The 18,246-nt window shown below is 69.7% G+C and carries 14 protein-coding genes; 13 read left to right on the forward strand and 1 reads right to left on the reverse strand.

What is annotated here, in order from left to right:
- Positions 1–9: 9 nt before the first annotated feature.
- The 7 genes from N5875_RS06105 to N5875_RS06135 all read left to right on the forward strand — a co-directional run bounded on the left by N5875_RS06105 (position 10) and on the right by N5875_RS06135 (position 9,623).
- On the forward strand, positions 10–1,533 hold the full coding sequence (locus N5875_RS06105) for a gluconokinase, GntK/IdnK-type (protein ID WP_338492143.1): 1,524 nt from the start codon (positions 10–12) through the stop codon (positions 1,531–1,533).
- Positions 1,534–1,565: 32 nt separating this feature from the next.
- Positions 1,566–2,486 (forward strand): cyclase family protein, encoded by a 921-nt coding sequence (locus N5875_RS06110; protein ID WP_318209631.1) that lies wholly within the window; start codon positions 1,566–1,568, stop codon positions 2,484–2,486.
- 151 nt (positions 2,487–2,637) lie between these two features.
- A complete protein-coding gene (locus tag N5875_RS06115; RefSeq protein ID WP_338492145.1) occupies positions 2,638–4,218 on the forward strand; it encodes a GMC family oxidoreductase in 1,581 nt (526 codons plus the stop codon).
- Positions 4,219–4,365: 147 nt separating this feature from the next.
- A complete protein-coding gene (locus tag N5875_RS06120; protein WP_318209633.1) occupies positions 4,366–5,205 on the forward strand; it encodes an SDR family oxidoreductase in 840 nt (279 codons plus the stop codon).
- Between the two features lie 36 nt (positions 5,206–5,241).
- Positions 5,242–6,735 carry a cytochrome ubiquinol oxidase subunit I gene (locus N5875_RS06125; RefSeq protein ID WP_338492147.1) on the forward strand — a complete coding sequence of 498 codons (1,494 nt, stop codon included), beginning with the start codon at positions 5,242–5,244 and terminating at the stop codon, positions 6,733–6,735.
- Positions 6,725–7,783 carry a cytochrome d ubiquinol oxidase subunit II gene (locus N5875_RS06130; protein ID WP_318209635.1) on the forward strand — a complete coding sequence of 353 codons (1,059 nt, stop codon included), beginning with the start codon at positions 6,725–6,727 and terminating at the stop codon, positions 7,781–7,783. The genes N5875_RS06125 and N5875_RS06130 overlap by 11 nt, the downstream gene beginning before the upstream one ends.
- Before the next feature lie 64 nt (positions 7,784–7,847).
- A complete protein-coding gene (locus tag N5875_RS06135; RefSeq protein ID WP_318209636.1) occupies positions 7,848–9,623 on the forward strand; it encodes a cation:proton antiporter in 1,776 nt (591 codons plus the stop codon).
- Between the two features lie 28 nt (positions 9,624–9,651).
- On the opposite strand, the gene N5875_RS06140 is transcribed toward N5875_RS06135, so the two are convergent.
- A complete protein-coding gene (locus N5875_RS06140) occupies positions 9,652–11,499 on the reverse strand; it encodes a glycoside hydrolase family 15 protein (protein WP_338492149.1) in 1,848 nt (615 codons plus the stop codon).
- Between the two features lie 208 nt (positions 11,500–11,707).
- On the opposite strand from N5875_RS06140, the gene N5875_RS06145 reads away from it, so the two are divergent.
- The 6 genes from N5875_RS06145 (at position 11,708) to N5875_RS06170 (ending at position 18,231) form a co-directional block, all read left to right on the forward strand.
- A complete protein-coding gene (locus tag N5875_RS06145; protein ID WP_338492151.1) occupies positions 11,708–13,000 on the forward strand; it encodes a DUF2254 domain-containing protein in 1,293 nt (430 codons plus the stop codon).
- Between the two features lie 6 nt (positions 13,001–13,006).
- Complete coding sequence (locus N5875_RS06150; protein WP_338492152.1) at positions 13,007–13,363, forward strand: alkyl sulfatase dimerization domain-containing protein; 357 nt, start codon at positions 13,007–13,009, stop codon at positions 13,361–13,363.
- Positions 13,364–13,413: 50 nt separating this feature from the next.
- Entirely contained in the window at positions 13,414–14,016 is a 603-nt protein-coding gene (locus N5875_RS06155; RefSeq protein ID WP_318209640.1) for a TetR/AcrR family transcriptional regulator, read from the forward strand.
- A gap of 119 nt (positions 14,017–14,135) precedes the next feature.
- Positions 14,136–15,053, forward strand: coding sequence for a TauD/TfdA family dioxygenase (locus tag N5875_RS06160; RefSeq protein WP_338492154.1), 918 nt, complete (start codon positions 14,136–14,138; stop codon positions 15,051–15,053).
- A gap of 156 nt (positions 15,054–15,209) precedes the next feature.
- The gene (locus N5875_RS06165) at positions 15,210–16,442 is read left to right on the forward strand and encodes an MFS transporter (protein ID WP_338492155.1); all 1,233 of its coding nucleotides are present in this window, start codon (positions 15,210–15,212) and stop codon (positions 16,440–16,442) included.
- 82 nt (positions 16,443–16,524) lie between these two features.
- A complete protein-coding gene (locus N5875_RS06170) occupies positions 16,525–18,231 on the forward strand; it encodes an aldehyde dehydrogenase family protein (protein ID WP_338492156.1) in 1,707 nt (568 codons plus the stop codon).
- Positions 18,232–18,246 lie beyond the last annotated feature (15 nt).

An 18,246-nucleotide genomic window follows, 5' to 3' on the forward strand; every position in this document is an offset into this window, starting at 1 on the left:
CCGGCGCCCATGGCACACGGAACAACGACCGGGGAGCCTCCGCAGCTGCTGCTCGTCGTCGGCGTCGCCGGGTCCGGCAAGTCGACGGTGGGGCGCCTCCTCGCCGATCGACTGGGCTGGGTGTACCGGGATGCGGACGAGTTCCACTCCGAGGCAAACCGATCCAAGATGGGCGCCGGTCACGCCCTCACGGACAGCGACCGGGCACCGTGGCTCGAAGCCATCGGGGAGTGGATGGACGGGATGATCTCGGCCCGTCAGCAGGCCGTCGTGACCTGCTCCGCGCTCAAGCGTGGCTACCGGGACACGTTGATGGCAGGGCGTCCGCACGTTCTTCTGGTGTACCTGCACGGCTCGCGCGAACTGTTGGGCTCCCGGCTGGCCGCGCGGCACGGTCACTTCTTCCCGGCAGACCTGCTGGACAGCCAGCTCGCCGACCTCCAGGAGCCGGAGACCGACGAACACCCGTTGGTGGTGGAGATCGACCAGCCTCCGGAGGCCATCGTCACGGCGGTGCTCTCCCTGATGCGCCGGGACTCCGCCGCACGTCAACCGGCCGGTTCGGACTCGGAGCGCGCGGTCCACGGCGCGTTCGCCGGCCCTTCCGAATCCCCCAGCCCCACGGGCGTGTCGTGGCGGTTGGTCCGTGGGGAACAGAGGGCGGTCGTGGTCCAGCTGGGCGGGGCCCTGCGCGACTACGTCGTGAACGGACGACCGCTGCTCGACGGGTTCTCCGCCGGGTCCGCCATCACGGGCGGGAGGGGGCAACTACTCCTCCCCTGGCCGAACCGTGTGGGAGGCGGACGCTATGGCTTCGGCGGCAGGAGCCTGCAACTCCCCCTGACCGAGGTCGAGAAGAACAACGCGATCCACGGCCTGCTCCGCTGGGCCCTGTGGAAGCCGCTCGCCCGCACCGACGACGCGGTGGTGCTCGGGACGACGCTCTGTCCACAGCCCGGATATCCGTTCCTCCTCGACGTCCGTGTCGAGTACCGGCTGGGGCCCGAAGGGCTCACGACGGCGGTCCACGCCACCAACACCGGTACGGAGTCCGCGCCGTACGGTGTGGGGCAGCATCCCTATCTGACGGTCGGCACCGACCTCGTCGACAGCGCCCTCCTGACCGTTCCCGCCCGGTATCTCCTGCGTACCGACGACATGGGTCTGCCCGTCGGCCGTGCCCCCGTGGACGGCGGCCCGTATGACTTCCGCGCCGCCCGCCCCATCGGCGATCTGCGACTGGACACCGCCTTCACCGGGCTCGACCGCGGCCCCGACGGCCGGGCCGTCGTGAGGCTGGCGCATCCTTCCGGGCTCCGCGGTATCGATCTGTGGCTCGGCGAAGGCACCCGCTACGTACAGGTGTACACGGGTGACACCCTCGCCGAGCCCGAACGGCGGCGGCAGGGAGTCGCCGTGGAGGCGATGTCCTGTCCGCCGGACGCCTTTCGCAGCGGCACGGATCTCACGGTCCTGGAGCCGGGCGCGACGCACGTGCTCCGATGGGGCCTGAACCCCTGGGGATACTCGTGACACCGGCCATGGAGCCCCCGGCGGCTCCCGGCATGACCGCGCACGCCTTCCGGACGCTCTACGAACGTCTACGGAGCCAGGCGGCGGCGCAGCCGACGGCGAACGGCCGGTGCGGAGCACTGCGCCATCTGACCCCTGAGCGGGTGGCGGCTGCCGCCGCCGAAGTCCGCCTCGGACGCACGGTGTCGCTGTCGGCCCCGATCGAGACCGAGCCGGGACCCGACTCCCCCGAGCCCGCGACACACCGCATGACCGGGCCGGGTACGCGCGACCTCGGCTCGGCCGGGCTCCACTTCGCCACGGACAGCTTCGCCATGAACGTACACGGGGACGCGGACAGTCATCTCGACGCCCTCTGTCACGTGGTGTTCGACGGGGAGTTGTACGGCGGGGTGCCGGCGAGCACCGTGACGGCCGAGGGGGCCCGTTCGCTCTCCGTCGACCTGCTGGAGAACGGCATCGTCGGTCGGGGTGTACTGCTGGACGTCCCTCGGCTGCGGGGCGTGTCCTGGCTGGAACCGGGCGACCATGTGACCTCGGCCGACCTGGTGGCCGCAGAGGCCGCGCAGGGGGTGCACGTCGGTCCTGGTGACCTGCTGTTCGTCAGGGTGGGGCATCGCCTTCGTCGTAACGGACTCGGGCCGTGGAACGCGGCCATGGCGCGTGCGGGCCTTCACCCGACCGCCCTCGAGTTCCTGGCAGAACGTGCGGTCTCGGTCCTGGGTGGAGACGGCAACAACGACACCGCCCCCAGCGCGGTGGAGGGCATCGCCTTCCCCGTACACGTCCTGGCCGTGCAGGCCATGGGCATCCACCTCATGGACTACCTGCGGTTCGAGGACCTTGCCGCGGTCTGCGTGGGGGCAGGGCGCTGGAGCTTCCTGTGCGTGGTCGCTCCGTTGCGGTTGCCCGGAGCCACGGGCTCGCCGGTGAACCCGATCGCACTGCTATGACCAGGGGGTCCCCGGCCGCTGACCGCTCTCCGGTCGCCGTTCACACGGAGGGCGGATACGTTCGACGGGGTGGGACCGCTCGGCCCCCGCGCAGTGGGAAGACAGGGCCCGATGTCAGGTCAGGCCCGTGATCGCAAGGACGGTGGTCGTCGTGGGCGACGCCCCTCACTACGACGTCATCATCATCGGTACCGGCGCCGGCGGCGGCACCCTCGCCCATCGGCTCGCCCCGTCCGGCAAACGCGTCCTCCTCATCGAACGCGGGGGCCGTCTGCCGCGTGAGCGCGACAACTGGGACTCGACGGCCGTCTTCGTCAAGGGCAAGTACCGGGCACCGGAGTTCTGGATCGACCGGGACGGGAACGAGTTCCCGCCGGAGGTCAACTACTACGTGGGGGGCAACACCAAGTTCTACGGTGCAGCCCTCTTCCGGCTGCGTCCCGAGGACTTCGGCGAACTCCGTCACCACGGCGGGCTGTCCCCCGCCTGGCCGATCGGGTACGAGGATCTGGAGCCGTACTACACCCAGGCCGAGCACCTCTATCTCGTCCACGGACGGCACGGCGAGGATCCCGGCGAGGGCCCCGTGAGCGCACAGTACGCACATCCGCCGGTCGAGCACGAGCCGCGCATCCAGCAGTTGAGCGACGACCTCGAGAAGCGTGGTCTGCACCCCTTCCACCTGCCGATCGGCGTCAACCTGCTTCAGGAGAACGGCGGTCGGGCCACCCACTCCAGCGTCTGCATCCGATGCGACCGGGTGGACGGCTTTCCCTGTCTGGTGCGGGGCAAGTCCGACGCCGAAGTGATCTGCGTGGAGCCCGCCCTGGAGTACCCCAACGTCGACATGGTCACGAACACGCAGGTGTTCCGCCTGGAGACCGATGCGAGTGGACGCACTGTCAGCGCGGTCGTCGGCCGGCTCCCCGACGGCTCGGAGGTCCGGTTCACGGCGGATGTGGTGGTCGTCTCCTGTGGGGCGGTCAACTCCGCGGCGCTGCTGCTGGCCTCGGCGAACGAGCACCATCCCCGTGGCCTCGCCAACAGCTCCGACGTGGTCGGCCGCTTCTACATGCGGCACAACAACCTGGCCCTGATGGCGGTGTCGAAGGAGCCCAACGACACCGCGTTCCAGAAGACCCTGGCCTTGAACGACTGGTACCTCGGTGCGGACGACTGGGACTACCCTCTGGGCGGCATCCAGATGCTGGGGAAGTCGGACGCCGAGCAGATCCACGGTGAGGCCCCCAGGTGGGCCGGTGCGGTCACACCGGACATGCCATTCGAGGTGCTGGCACATCACGCCGTCGATTTCTGGCTGTGCGGTGAGGACCTCCCGCTGGCCGACAACCGGGTCACCCTCGACGGCGACGCACGTATCCATCTCGCTCTCGACGAGAAGAACAACGTCGAGGGCCTGAAGCGGCTGAGGCACAAGCTGCAGGGGATGCTCGGCCATCTGGGGATGCACGAGCACCACCTGCTGTCCCACAGCATCTATCTGCACAAGGGAATGCCGATCGGTGCGACGGCCCATCAGGTCGGCACGGTTCGCTTCGGCAGCGACCCGGCCGCTTCCGCGCTGGACCTCAACTGCAAGGCCCACGACCTCGACAACCTGTACGTCGTGGACACGAGCTTCTTCCCGAGCATCGGCGCGGTCAACCCCTCCTTGACGGCCATCGCCAATGCCCTGCGGGTCGGAGACCACCTCCTGGCCCGGCTGAACTGAGGCCGAGGCCCGCTGGCCCGACCGGGTGAAGATGGCCGACCCAACGGCCCAACGGTGCTGCTCCGGGCATGCCGCTCGCCCCGCCCGGTGATTGCGTGACTCCGCAGCCGGGCGGACCGGAGCCGCGCAGCCAGGAGGCAGAGCATCATGGAGTCCACCGTCGAAGCACCCCGTGGCGTCATCCGGACAGATCTGCTGAAGGGCCAGAAGGCGCTGGTCACCGGCGCCAATTCGGGCATCGGCAAGGCCACGGCCATCGGTCTGGGCCGGGCGGGCGCGGATGTGGTCGTGAACTACGTGGCAGGCCGTGAGGCCGCCGAGGAAGTGGTCCGGGAGATCACCTCGTTCGGGGTGCGCGCGGCCGCCTACGAAGCGGACGTGTCCCAGGAGGACCAGGTCACTGCCATGATGGACCGGATGGTCCAGGAGTTCGGGACGATCGACATCATGGTCGCCAACGCCGGTCTGCAGCGCGATGCCCGGCTCACCGACATGACGCTGGCGCAGTGGCAGAAGGTCATCGACGTCAACCTCACCGGGCAGTTCCTGTGTGCGAGGGAGGCGACCAAGGAGTTCCGGCGCCGTGGAGTCGTCCCCGAAGTGTCCCTCGCGGCCGGGAAGATCATCTGCATGAGTTCGGTGCACCAGCTCATCCCGTGGTCCGGCCACGTCAACTACGCCTCTTCCAAGGGCGGCGTGCAGATGATGATGCAGACCCTTGCGCAGGAGCTGGCACCGGAGAAGATCCGGGTGAACGCAGTCGCTCCCGGGGCGATCAAGACGCCGATCAATCGCAGCGCCTGGGAGACGGCCGAGGCCCGCGAGGATCTGCTGAAGCTGATTCCTTACGAACGGATCGGCGACCCCGAGGACATCGCGCACGCCGTGGTCGCACTCGCCTCGGACCTCATGGACTACGTGGTGGGGACCACCCTGTACGTCGACGGCGGGATGACGCTCTTCCCCGGTTTCGCCACCGGCGGCTGACCCCCTCCAGGACCACCACGAACAGCAAAGGCCTGTATGTCCACGTCGTTCCACCTGCTGGCGGATGCCCCGGCCCAGCTGCTGCCGGCCCGGGAACTCATGGCCTTCACTCTGGCGTCCCACATCATTCTGGTTCCACTGGGCGTGGCTTTCCCCTTCATCACCTTGGTCATGCACTACCGCGGACTGCGCCGCCAGGACGCCGCGGCGCTGCTCCTGGCGCGGCGCTGGTCGGCTGTCATGGCGGTGCAGTTCGCCCTCGGGATCGTCACCGGCACGGTGCTCTCCTTCGAGTTCGGCCTGCTCTGGCCCGGTCTGATGGGCAGGTGGGGTGATGTCTTCGGCATCGGGTTCGGTGTCGAAGCCTGGGCGTTCTTCCTGGAGGCAGTACTCATCGCCATCTATCTGTACGGATGGCGGCGGCTGAAGCCCCGTACGCACTTCCTGCTCGGGCTGCCGCTCCCGGCCGCCGCACTGCTCGGGGCGTTCGGCATTCTGGCCGCCAACTCCTGGATGAACACGCCACAGGGCTTCTCCCTCGACTCCGAGGGCAACCCGGTCGACGTGAACGTCTGGAAAGCGATCTTCACCCCGATGTTCGGGCCGCAGTACTGGCACTTCGTCGTGGCAATGATCATCACGGCGGGCTTCATGGTGGCCGGTGTCTACGCCGTGGGCTGGCTGCGTGGCCGCCGGGACCACTACCACCGGCTCGGATTCGCCGTTCCGTTCACCATCGCCGCGGTGGCCACTCCGTTGCAGCTCTTCCTGGGCGACTTCATCGCCCGGTCGGTGTTCCACAAGCAGCCGGTGAAGTTCGCCGCGATGGAGATCGTCTGGAAGACCGACACCCGGGTACCGGAGTACCTCTTCGGGCGCCTGCACGAGAACGGCACCGTCTCGGGCGGCATCAAGATCCCGCTGCTCGACTCCGTACTGGCCGGATTCAGTCCGGACACCGAGGTGGTGGGACTGACCTCCGTCCCGGCGGACCAGCGTCCCACGGCCACTCAGGCGACCATCGCCCACTGGGCCTTCGACATCATGGTCCTGCTCGGGTCCGCCCTGGTGCTGCTCGCCCTCTGGTACGGGTTCGTCTGGCTGCGGCACCGCCGACTGCCCGCCTCGAAGTGGTTCTACCGCTCCGCGGCCTGCGCGGGCGTCGCCTCCGTCGTGGCCGTCGAGTGCGGCTGGATCGCCACCGAGGTGGGCCGCCAGCCCTGGATCGTCTACCAGAACATGCGGGTCGCCGAGGCCGTGACGTCGACCCGCTCCACCAGCCTGTGGATCATGCTCGGGGTGGTGATGGTGGTGTACGTGTTCCTCTTCGGCTCGTTCCTCCTCGTCCTGCTCAAGATGCGCACGCGCTGGCGGCTCGCCGACGAGCAGCGGGCTGCCGGAGGTACGGCCCACGCGCCGGAGGCGGACACTCCCTACGGACCGCGGGCCCCGCTTCCCGCGGGTGACGTCCCCTCCGCCGCCGCCGGCGGCGGAGCCGCCCGATCCGAGGACGGTCGCCATGACCGCTGACCTCATCGCCGTGGTGCTGCTCCTCGCCGTGGCCGCCTACGCCAGCGCGGGCGGAACGGACTACGGGGCCGGGTTCTGGGATCTCACGGCCGGGGGCGCGGAACGCGGCAAGCGTCCCCGGTGGCTCATCGACCACGCCATGGCTCCCGTATGGGAGGTCAACAACGTCTGGTTGATCTTCGTCCTCGTCATCATGTGGACCGGTTTCCCCACCCTGTTCCAGACCGTGTTCTCCGCGATGTGGCTCCCGCTCGCGCTCGCCGCCATGGGCCTGGTCCTGCGCGGCGCCGGCTTCGCGTTCCGCAAGCCGTCCCGGCGGCTCGTCGACCGACGGCTGTACGGCGCCATGTTCGCCGTGGCCTCGGTCGTCACGCCGTTCTTCCTGGGTGCCGCCGTCGGAGGGGTCGCATCGGGCCGGGTGGCACAGGGTACGGAGGCCTCGGCGGACGCCTGGGCCAACCCCACGTCCCTGATGTTCGGGCTCCTCGCCGTCGCCACCACGGCCCTGCTCGGCGCGGTGTTCCTCACGGGGGACGCCCGCCGGTTCGATGCCCCCGACCTGGTCGGATACTTCAGGGGGCGCGCCCTGGGCAGTCTCGCTGCCGTCACCGTTCTGGCAGTGATCACCGGGTTCGTCACCCATGAGGACTCCCCTCACGTATGGCACGGGCTCACTCACGGTCTTGGGCTGTTCTTCGTCGTCGTGGCCGGTGTGGCCACACTCGCGACAGCCCTGCTGCTCCTGCGGACACCAGGCACGTGGGTACGCGTCACGGCGGTCGGGGTCGTGGCGTCCGCCGTGATCGCCTGGGGGATGGCCCAGCGCCCCTTCCTCATCCCCACCTCGCTGACCGTGGCCGACGCCGCGGGCGCGCCCGCCACGCTGACATGGCTGGCGATCGTCACCGTGGTGGCCCTGGTGCTCGTCGTGCCGGCCGTCGTCTTCCTCTACTGGCTGGACACCCACGGGGAGCTGGCCGAACTCACCGACTCCGAGCTGACCGGAGAAGGCGGCACGGCCGGCGGCGGTGCGGGACCCGACAGCTGACCGACCACTCGTACCCCCCGCTGGACCTCCCCTTCGCGTCCGCACTCCGACGGAGGAAGCCGCTGTGACCGACGACGAGATCCTGCTGGGATTCGCCCTGACGGTGGTGCTCGCCACCGGCTCGCAGATCCTGGCGAACAGGCTGCGTGTCCCTGCCCTGATCATCCTGCTTCCCGTGGGGTTCGCGGCCGGGTGGATGACGGACGTCATCCACCCGGACAAACTGCTGGGGCCGGACTTCTCGGCCCTGGTGTCGCTGTCCGTCGCCGTGATCCTCTACGACGCCGGTCTGGGACTCGACCTCCGCAAGCTCGCCCACCACACGCGCGGGATCGTGGTCAGACTGCTCGTGTACGGCGTGCTGCTCACCTTCCTCGTCACCGGGGCGGTGGGACCCGCGATGTTCGACATGCCCCTGCGGGTGGCGGCCATGCTCGGCATGATCCTCGTCGTCTCAGGGCCCACGGTCGTGGGGCCGCTGTTGGACTTCGTGCGGCCGAGCGACAAGGTGCGGCGCATCCTGATCTGGGAGGGAACGCTGATCGATCCGATCGGCGCCATCCTCGGCGCGCTCACCTTCCACGCGGTCGCGTCGTCGCACCAGATCGACCTCGGGCGGGGTTACCAGTTGGGGCAGTTCGCCCTCAGCCTCGCCTTCGGGCTGGCGGGCGGGGCCGTGGCGACCGCGCTGCTGTGGTTCACACTGCGCACGCTCCGACTCGGCGAGACCCTGGGAACGCTGGCGCAGCTCGCCGTCGTGATCGGCGTTTCGGCGGTCTGCGACGTCGTGCGGGACGACACGGGGCTCATCGCCGCGGTCGTGGCGGGGCTGGCCGTCTCCAACATTCGCGGCTTCGACATGCCCGCGCGCAGGCCCTTCCTGGAGACCCTGGTCCAGCTGATCATCGGCCTGCTGTTCATCTCCATCTCCTCCACCGTCACCCCGGCGTCACTGGTGCCGGTGCTCCTTCCCTCCCTCGGCCTGATCGCGATCCTCGTCCTGGTCGTCCGGCCGATCGTCGCCTTCAGCGCCGCAGCGCGCACAGATCTCTCACGCGGTGAACGCGCCTTCGTCGCATGGATGGATCCACGCGGCATCGTCGCGGCGGCGACGGCGTCGGCCTTCTCGTCCGGCCTGGTCCAACGGGGAGTGGACGGGGCGGACAAGATCCTGCCCGTCACCTTCCTGGTCATCGTGGGAACCGTTGTGCTGTACGCGCTGACGGCCGTGCCGGTGGCCAGACGGCTGGGCGTCGTCAAGACGGCGGGCACGCGCGTTCTCCTGGTGGGCGGCGAACCCTGGGTGGTCGACCTGGGCAGGGCCCTGCGGTCCGCCGGTCTCGACCTGCTGATGTGGGCGGGGCGCGAGGAGGAACGGGAGAGGATCAAGGGGGCGGGCCTCGAACTCGCCAAGGGCGATCTGCTGGCCACGGCCATCAACCCGGGGGCGCGGCTGGAGGGTGTGACGGCCGTCTTCCTGGCCACCGACGACGATGACTTCAACGCCCTCGCGTCGATCGTGATGGAGGACAGCGTCGAGGGGCCCGTCTACCGGGTGGGTCCACCGCACGACAGCCATGGCGTGGTCGCTCCGTACACCGGTGGCGACATCCTCTTCGGCCGCTCCCTCGTGCGGCACGTCCTGGCGGAGAACTACGAGCGGGGCGCCCGGTTCGTGGTGCGGCCCTTCTCCGTCCCGTTGCCGCCGGAGCACGACACGCTCTTCGTGGTGCGCGCCGACCATCGGCTGGACCCGGTCACGGAGCGAGAGCCGGCCGTCCCGCAGGAGGGCGACACGGTCGTCCTCCTCGGTCCCGTCCCGACCGCCGCCGAACGGTGAGACGCGCGGGACGGCTTCGTCCGCGCCCCTAAAGCCCGCTCCTCCAGGACCGTTGCAGCATCGGGTCCAGGGTGATCGCCGCGTCGATCAGGGCCAGGTGGGTGAAGGCCTGCGGGAAGTTGCCCAGTTGGCGCCCGGTCAGGTCGATCTCCTCGGAGTACAGGCCGAGGTGGTTGGCGTAGGTGAGCATCTTCTCCAGCACCAGCCTGGCCATGTCGGTGCGTCCGGCCCGTGCGAGGGCGTCGACGTACATGAACGTGCACAGGGAGAAGGTGCCCTCGGAGCCGCGCAGCCCATCGGGTGACGCCTCGGGGTTGTAGCGGTAGACCAGGCTGTCGCTGACCAGTTCACGCTCCATCGCGTCCAGGGTGGACGTCCACATCGGGTCGTCCGGCGTGATGAATCCGACCGTCGGCATGCGCAGCAGCGACGAGTCGAGCACGTCCTCGCCGTAATGCTGGACGAAAGCCTGCTTGTTCGCGTCCCATCCCTTGCTCATCACCTGCGCGTAGATCTCGTCCCGCGCGTCCACCCAGCGGCCGCGCGCCGCCGGACGGCCGTCGTCGGCGGCGATCCGCACGGCGCGGTCGAAGGCCACCCAGGACATGACGCGGCCGTACGTGAAGTCCTTCCGGCCGCCGCGGGTCTCCCACAGCCCCTCGCCGGGCTGGTCCCAGTGGTCGACCAGCCAGTCGAGCAGAGTGTGCAGGGCCTTCCAGCCCCGGTTGTCGAGGTGCATGCCGTGCTGGTGCGCGAAGTAGATGCTGTCGAGCGCCTCACCGTAGATGTCCAGCTGGAGCTGGCTCGCCGCGCCGTTGCCGATACGGACCGGTGCGGAGCCGCAGTATCCCTCCCAGTGCTCCAGGGTCTCCTCGACGAGGTCGGCGGAGCCGTCGACCCGGTACATGATGTTCAGTGGTCCGGTGCCGTTCCCCTGGCCGGCCTCCTGCTTCACCCGGTCGTGCAGCCAGTCGATGAACGCGGACGCCTCTTCCTTGAACCCCAGCCCCAGCAGGGCGTACACCGAGAACGAGGCGTCGCGGATCCATGTGAACCGGTAGTCCCAGTTGCGCTCTCCACCCAGTTGTTCGGGTAGACCCGCCGTCGGGGCGGCGACCAGTGCGCCGGTCGGCGCGTAGGTCATGAGCTTCAGTGTCACGGCCGAACGTTCCACCGCCTCCCGCCAGCGGCCGGAGTACGTGGACTGCCCCAGCCAGGAACGCCAGAAGCGGACCGTCTCGCCGAAGAGTCGCTCGAACTCCTCGACACGGACCTCGTGCGGCGGCCCGCCGGGGGACGACTCCATGACGAGGCCGCGCTGCTGTCCCGCCCGCAGGCTCAGGGAGAAGCGCAGGTCCTTGTCACCGGAGAGGACGTTCAGCAGCCGCTCGTCGTGCGGCTCACGGACGGCGTGGACGGCGATGTCCAGGTCCTCCGAGGTGAACAGCGCCCCGTGCTCCGTGATGTGCAACTGGTGCGGTTTGCGGCCGTAGTCGAAGCGCGGAGCGATCTCGCCCTCGAACGTCATGCTGCCCCGGACGCAGCGCAGCATGCGCACCAGTCGGTGCCGGTCCGTCGCGGTCGTTCCGGTCACCGGCATGAAGTCGACGACCTCACCCGCACCGGCCTCGGTCATGAAGCGCGTCACCAGAACGGCTGTGTCCGGGTGGTAGAGCTGCTTGGTGGTGTAGGCGGCCGCGGCCGGCCTGACGGTGAAGTGGCCGCCCTTCTGCCGGTCGAGCAGAGCGCCGAAGACGCTGGGCGAATCGAAGCGCGGACAGCAGAACCAGTCGATCGTCGCATCCGTCGTCACGAGAGCCGCGGTCTGCAGATCACCGATCAGGCCGTGGTTCTCGATCAGGGGGTATTCATCCATATTGCACCCCTTTCGACCCCGATCGTTAAGCCTAGGCCAAGGAGGTCGTCCCGTCCTGGCAGGGCAGTGACGCTAAGGGCGGCGGCGGGAGCCCCGCCGCTGCGCCGGTCCGGGAACGGCCCTACCGTGAGGTGACAGTGGTCCCGCTGAGGGAGCCCGCGGTGTCGTGCGCCTCAGCACGGGACCCTTTGGGTGAAGGGGGCGTGACGTGGGTGTCCTGAGATCCTGGGCGGCCAGGTTCAGGTTGCGGCAATACGTCAAGGCCAGCCTGTGGATCGTACCCATGTTCGGGCTCGCCCTCGGTGTCCTTCTCGCTGAGCTCGCCCTCACCGCGGACGGCGCGGACTGGCCGCCGAGCGGCTGGCACTACTCCGCGACGACGGCGAGCGACGTGCTCACCGCCATCGTGGGGGCGATGGTCGCGTTGCTCGGATTCGTCGTCACCATCGGCGTACTCGTCGTGCAGCAGGCCACGGGAACCCTCTCCCCCCGCTATATGCGCCTCTGGTACCGGGACCGGTTGCAGAAGGCGGTGCTGGCGACCTTCACCGGGACGTTCGCGTTCGCGTTCTCCCTGCTGCGCAGCATCGAATCCGACTCCGTCCCCGACCTCGGGGTCACCCTGGCCGGCGCGGCGGTGGCCATCAGCCTCGTGCTCCTGCTCATCTACCTCAACAGGTTCATCCACAGCCTCAGACCGGTGGCCATCGCCGAGTTGGTCGCGCGCATGGGAGAGGACATCTTCACGGCCGGAGCCGCTGCGATCCGGGGCGCGGCGCCTCGCGGAGACGGAACCGTGCCGCCCGACGGACCGGTGATGCGCGTCCGTACCGCACGCGGTGGAGCCATCCAGGCGTTCAATGTGACCGGTCTGGTCGCGGAAGCGGCGCGCCACGAATGCGTCTTCGTCGTGACCCGGCTGATCGGGGACTTCGTACCGCCGGGCACGGTCATCGTCGATGTCCACGGGGGCACGTCGGCACCCGACCCGGACCGGGTGGCCGGTCTCGTCGCCCTCGGCTCGGAGCGCACCATCGAACAGGACCCCGCCTTCGCTCTGAGGGTCCTCGTCGACATCGCCATCAGGGCCCTCTCCCCAGCGGTGAACGACCCGACGACCGCGGTGCAGGTGATCAACTACATCGAGTCGTTCCTGCACACGGTCGGCAGCGCGCGTCTGCCCGGTCGTTACGTCCTGGCCGATCGCGACGGGCAGGCCCGGCTCGTGCTGCCAGGGCGTGACTGGGAGAACTACCTCCAGCTCGCCGTCTGCGAGATCCGCGACTACGGAGCATCGTCCGTGCAGATCTGCCGACGGCTCCGCGCCATGCTCGACGGCCTGCTCGACACCCTGCCGCCAGGACAGCACCCCGCTGTGCACACCGAATTGAGTCTGCTGCAGGAGTCGATCGAGCGAGAGTTCCCCGACGCGGCCCGCAGGGCCATCGCGCAGGGTTCCGACCGCCAGGGCATCGGCGGGCACCGCCGTCCGCGGACATAGCCGCACGTGCGTGCCGGCGGCCGAACCGCGGTCGCAGCCGGACGCGCACGGCACGTCGACCTCGCTGGAGGCCGGGACAGCGCCTTGGCCAAGGCGGGCGCGTACGCCGAGAAGGGCGATCTCCGGTTCGCCGCCACGGTACTCAACCACCTGGTCTTCGCCGACGCCGAGGACACGGAAGCCAAGAACGCCCTAGCGTCCGTGTACGAGCGGCTCGGGCGGGGCGCAGAGAACGGCACCTGGCGGAACTTCTCCCTGTCCGCCGCCCTCGAGCTGCGCTCCGGCGCCGGAGGCGGCCTGCTCGAGCGCCTGTTCACGCTCGTGACCGTCCCGGACAAGCGATTCCCCATCGTCGCGCCCTGAGACGGCCCCCGGCCCCCGACAACCGGGGGCCACGGCCGTAGGCTCTAGGCATGGTGGGTATGCAGCCGGACGGCGCAGCACGGGGGCCGGGTCGACCGCGAGAGGAACGGGTCACCGGAGCCGTCCTCAACGCGGTCGTGGACATGGTCCACGAGCAGGGGATCGGGGCGGTCACGATGGACGCCGTCGCGGCACGGGCCGGCGTGAGCAAGCCCGCCATCTACCGGCGGTGGCCCACCAAACAGGATTTGATCATCGCAGCCGCGGAAACCCGCATCGGCATTCTGTCGGTGCCCGACCTGGACGACTTCCGCGCGGAACTCCGCTTCGTGCTCACCGCTCGCCTGGAGGCCTACCGGCTGCCGGGCACGGACCGGCTGATCGCGGGCCTCATCGGGGCGGCGGCCGAGACCGGCGCGGTGCGAGGCCAGTACGCGGAGTACACCGAGCGGATCACGAGTGAGACGAGGCGCATCCTCGAACGCGGGATCATCCGCGGCGACGTGGCCCCGGACACCGATGTCCGGGCCGCCGCCACGTTGGTGGCCGCACCGCTGATCTTCCGGCTGATCGGCGAGCAGGAGATGCCCGACGCTCGCTTCGTGGACAGCCTGGTCGATCTCGTGGCCCGGGCCGTCGGCCCGGTCTGCTGAGGGCCTCCGCAGCGGCGGCTGTATCCGGCTCCACATTTTCGTGCGTCAGACCTCTTGCCTCGTCATGCCGTAATAACGATACTCCGAGTAACGATTTCAGCCCTCGCCACGGAGGACTCATGGACAGCAGGACGCCCACCCCCGCCCTCGACAAGCCGTTGATGCACTACGGGAAGCGCGCGCTCGATCGCATCGCCCCGAACGCGCCCCAGCCCGACTACCGGATCCTGGACGTCTGCCCGCTCACCCCGCACATCGGCGCCGAGATCGAGGGCGTCGACCTCTCCCTCGCGATCGGCGAGGAGCTCGCGGAGGAGATCAGGCAGGCCCTGCTGGAGTGGAAGGTGCTCTTCTTCCGCGACCAGCACGCCTTCGACCCGCAGAGCCAACTGGCGTTCTCCGGCTTGTGGGGCGAGCCGGAAGCCAACCCCTTCTTCCCCAAGGGCGACACCGTCGGGGTCTCCCGGCTGGCCAAGGACGCCATGGCCGTCGGAACCGAGAACATCTGGCACAGCGACCACTCGTTCATGGCCGCGCCGGCCCTCGGCTCCGTACTGCGCGCCGTCGAGGTGCCGTCGGCCGGCGGCGACACCATGTGGGCGGACATGGCAGCCGCCTACGACAACCTCACCGAGCCCATGAAGGCCCGCATCGACGGGCTCACCGCCGTGCACGACTGGGTGCCGAGCTGGGGTGCGCTGATGACCGACAGCCAGATCGCGGCGCACCGGGAGAACTTGCCTGCCGTCGAGCACCCCGCGGTCGTGCGCCACCCCCGGACCGGCCGCAAGCTGCTGTACGTCAATGAGCCCTTCACCACACGGATCGTCGGGCTGTCGGACCAGGAGAGCCGCGAACTGCTCGACGAGCTCGTCCTCCAAGCCCGAATCCCCGAGTACCAGGTTCGCTTCCGCTGGCAGCCCGGCTCGGTCGCGGTCTGGGACAACATCGCCACCCAGCACTACGCGATCAACGACTACTTCCCGCAGCGTCGTGTCATGGAACGCATCGCCATCACCGGTGTCCCGCTCTCCTGAACCGGCTCCCGGCCCCTCTTCCCCTCCCCATCCAGTCTCCGCGGAGCCCTTGTGACCGACACCGATGTCGCACCCGCTGTGCCGGCCGGCCCCCCTGAGGAGCCGAGAAGAACGAGACCCCGCGCTTGGGTCGTCACCGCGCTGCTGGTCATCTTCATGATGATCAATTTCGCGGACAAGTCCGTGCTCGGCCTGGCCGCGGAGGAGATCCGTCAGGACCTCGGCCTGTCCGCATCGGCCTTCGGACTCGCCAGCAGCGCCTTCTTCCTGCTTTTTTCGATCTCCGGTGCCGCTGTGGGGCTGCTCGCGGACCGCATCCGGCCCAAGTGGCTGATTCTTGCCATGGCCGTCCTCTGGTCCGTCTCCCAGGCGCCGCTGGCGGTGGGCGGAGGGCTCGCGGTGCTCCTCACCTCACGTGTTCTGCTCGGCGCTGCCGAGGGGCCCGCCTTCCCCGTCGCTCAGCAGGCCACCCTGTCCTGGTTCCCCAACCACCGCCGCAACCTGCCCGGGGCGCTGATCGTCCTCGGCATCACCCTGGGGGTCCTGGTCGCCGCTCCCGTCCTGACGTGGGTGATCCAGCACCACGGCTGGCGCTCGGCCGTTGCCGCGGTGGCGTTGGTCGGTGTCGTGTGGGCGCTGCTGTGGATCCCCCTCGGCGGGGAGGGACCCTACGCGGCGGCGTCGGACAGCACGGCGCCGGGCGGCTCCGGCGACGGGCAAGGTGAGAGGGCGGTGGGGCCGGGTGCGGCCCGGCCGAGGACGCCGTACCGGCGCATCCTCGCGACCCGTACCTGGATCGGTGCGACGGCCGCCTACTTCGGCACGTACTGGGTCATCGCCTTCGCCCTCGTCTGGCTGCCCTCCTACCTCCAGGACGCGCTCGGCTACACCTCAGCGGGGTCCACCCGGATGCTGATGCTGGTCTGGGGGCTGGGCGGGGTCGTGGTGCTCGGTCAGGCAGGTCTGACCGGATGGCTGCTGCGCCGCGGGACCGCGAGTCGGTGGGCCCGCGGCGGGGTCGGCGGCGTGCTGCTGCTCGTCGGTGCCGCGGCATGTCTCGCCCTGCCGCTGGCCCCGGCCGGTGCCGTGACCGCCCTGCTCCTGATCGCAGGATTCGGGCTGGCCGGAGCGATGAGCAGCGTTTCCGTCACCACCGTCACGGAACTGGCTCCGGCCGGTCGTCGCGGCGGCGCCCTCGGCATCATGAACGCCGTGGTGACCACCGCCGGTCTGATCGCCCCGACGCTGATCGGGCACCTCGTGGACACCCACGGTGTGGCGGGCTACCAGCACGCCGTCCTGATCACCGGCGCCGTGCTCCTCCTGAGCGGAGTCGCCGCCCTCACGTTGATCGACCCGGACCGCGACGCCCGCCTGCTGGCCGCGTGACCGCACGCGTGTGTCTGCTCCTCGCGCAGCGCCGGGAGCAGGAACCGCCTTTCCCGCTCCCGACCCACCGCAAGGAACGACGTTGAACAGCAGCGCCCTCGACACCTCCCTGCTCGACCGCACCGTGGCCGACGTACGCGCCCATGCCGCGTCCTGGTGCGCCACCCCGCTCCCCGAACGCATCGCCCTCCTCGAGCGGCTGCTGCCGCGCGTCGCCGCGAGTGCGGCCGAGATCGCCGGTGCGGGCGCTCGGGCAAAGGGGTACGGATCGGGCTCCCCCTGGGCGGCCGAGGACTGGATCGGCGGGCCCTGGGCCCTGGCCCAGAACGCCGCCGCGCTCCTCCACGTCCTGCGACGGATCGCCGCGGGCGGGGATCCACTGGACGGCAGGACGGTTCGCGAGGAGAACGGCCGCACCCGCGTGGACGTCTTCCCCGCCACCGGCTGGGACTCTCTGCTGCTCAACGGGTTTACGGCCCAGGTGTGGATGCGCCCCGGCGTCACCGCGGAGCAGGCGCGGGCGTGCGCCGCGGGAGAGTACCGCGGCAGGCAGGGAGACCCTGGCCTCGCCCTGGTGCTCGGCGCCGGCAACGTCGCCGCCATCACCGCGCTGGACATCCTGCACAAGCTCTATGCCGAGGGCCAGGTCGTCATCGCCAAGATGAACCCGGTCAACGCCTATCTGCGCCCCCACTTCGAGCACGTCTTCGCCGAGTTCGTCGAACGGGGCTGGCTGCGCTTCGTCGACGGCGGCGCGGCCGAGGGCGGATACCTCACCCGCCACGAAGGCGTCGACGCCATTCATGTCACGGGCAGCGACCGCACCCACGACGCCATCGTCTGGGGCACCGACGAGGACGCCGAGCGACGCCGCCGTGACGACCTGCCGCTGATCGCCAAGCCCTTCAGCAGCGAACTGGGCGGCGTCAGCCCCTGCATCGTGGCGCCGGGCCCGTGGAGTGAAGCCGATATCCGCTTCCAGGCCGAGCACATCGTCACCAGCAAGATGAACAACTCGGGCCACAACTGCGTCGCCAGCCAGATCCTGGTCCTGCCGCGTGACTGGGACGGTACCGAGCGGCTGCTCGACGAGATCCGGAAGGTGCTGCGCCGGCTGCCCCCGCGCGCCGACTACTACCCCGGCGCCGCCGACCGTCTCGCCTCCGTACGAGCGGCTCACCCGACGACGGAGGCCCACGGCGACGGCTGCCGACTGCTCGTGCCCGACATCACGGACCACGACGACCTCCTCGTTCTCGACGAGGTTTTCGGCAGCGCCCTGGGCGTCGTACGCCTGTCTGGCGCATCCCCGGCCGAGTTCCTGCGGCAGGCCGTCGACTTCGCCAACAACACCCTGCCCGGCACCCTCGGTGCCACCCTGATCGTCCACCCGAGGACGGAGAAGGCCCATCGGGAGGCGGTGCGTACCGCCATCGCCGAGCTGCGCTACGGCACGCTGGGCGTCAACTGCTGGTCAGGGGTCGGTTTCCTGCTGGGCTTCACCCCCTGGGGCGCCTTCCCCGGCCACACGCGGCAGGACATCGGCAGCGGCATCGGCTTCGTGCACAACGCGTTCATGCTCGAGGACGTCGAGAAGACCGTGCTGCGCGCGCCCTTCACACCCGCTCCGCGCGGCCTGGTCACGGGCGACATGTCCCTGTCACCGCGCCCGCCGTACTTCGTCACCAACCGCACCGCTCTGACCACGGTGCAGCGCCTCACCCGTTTCACGGCCGCGCCGAGCCTCACCAAGCTGCCCGCTCTCCTTGCGTCCGCGTTGCGGGGCTGACACCCGCTCGCCTGC

Origin of the sequence: Streptomyces sp. SJL17-4, from assembly GCF_036826855.1 — a bacterium.
Classification (GTDB): Bacteria; Actinomycetota; Actinomycetes; order Streptomycetales; family Streptomycetaceae; genus Streptomyces.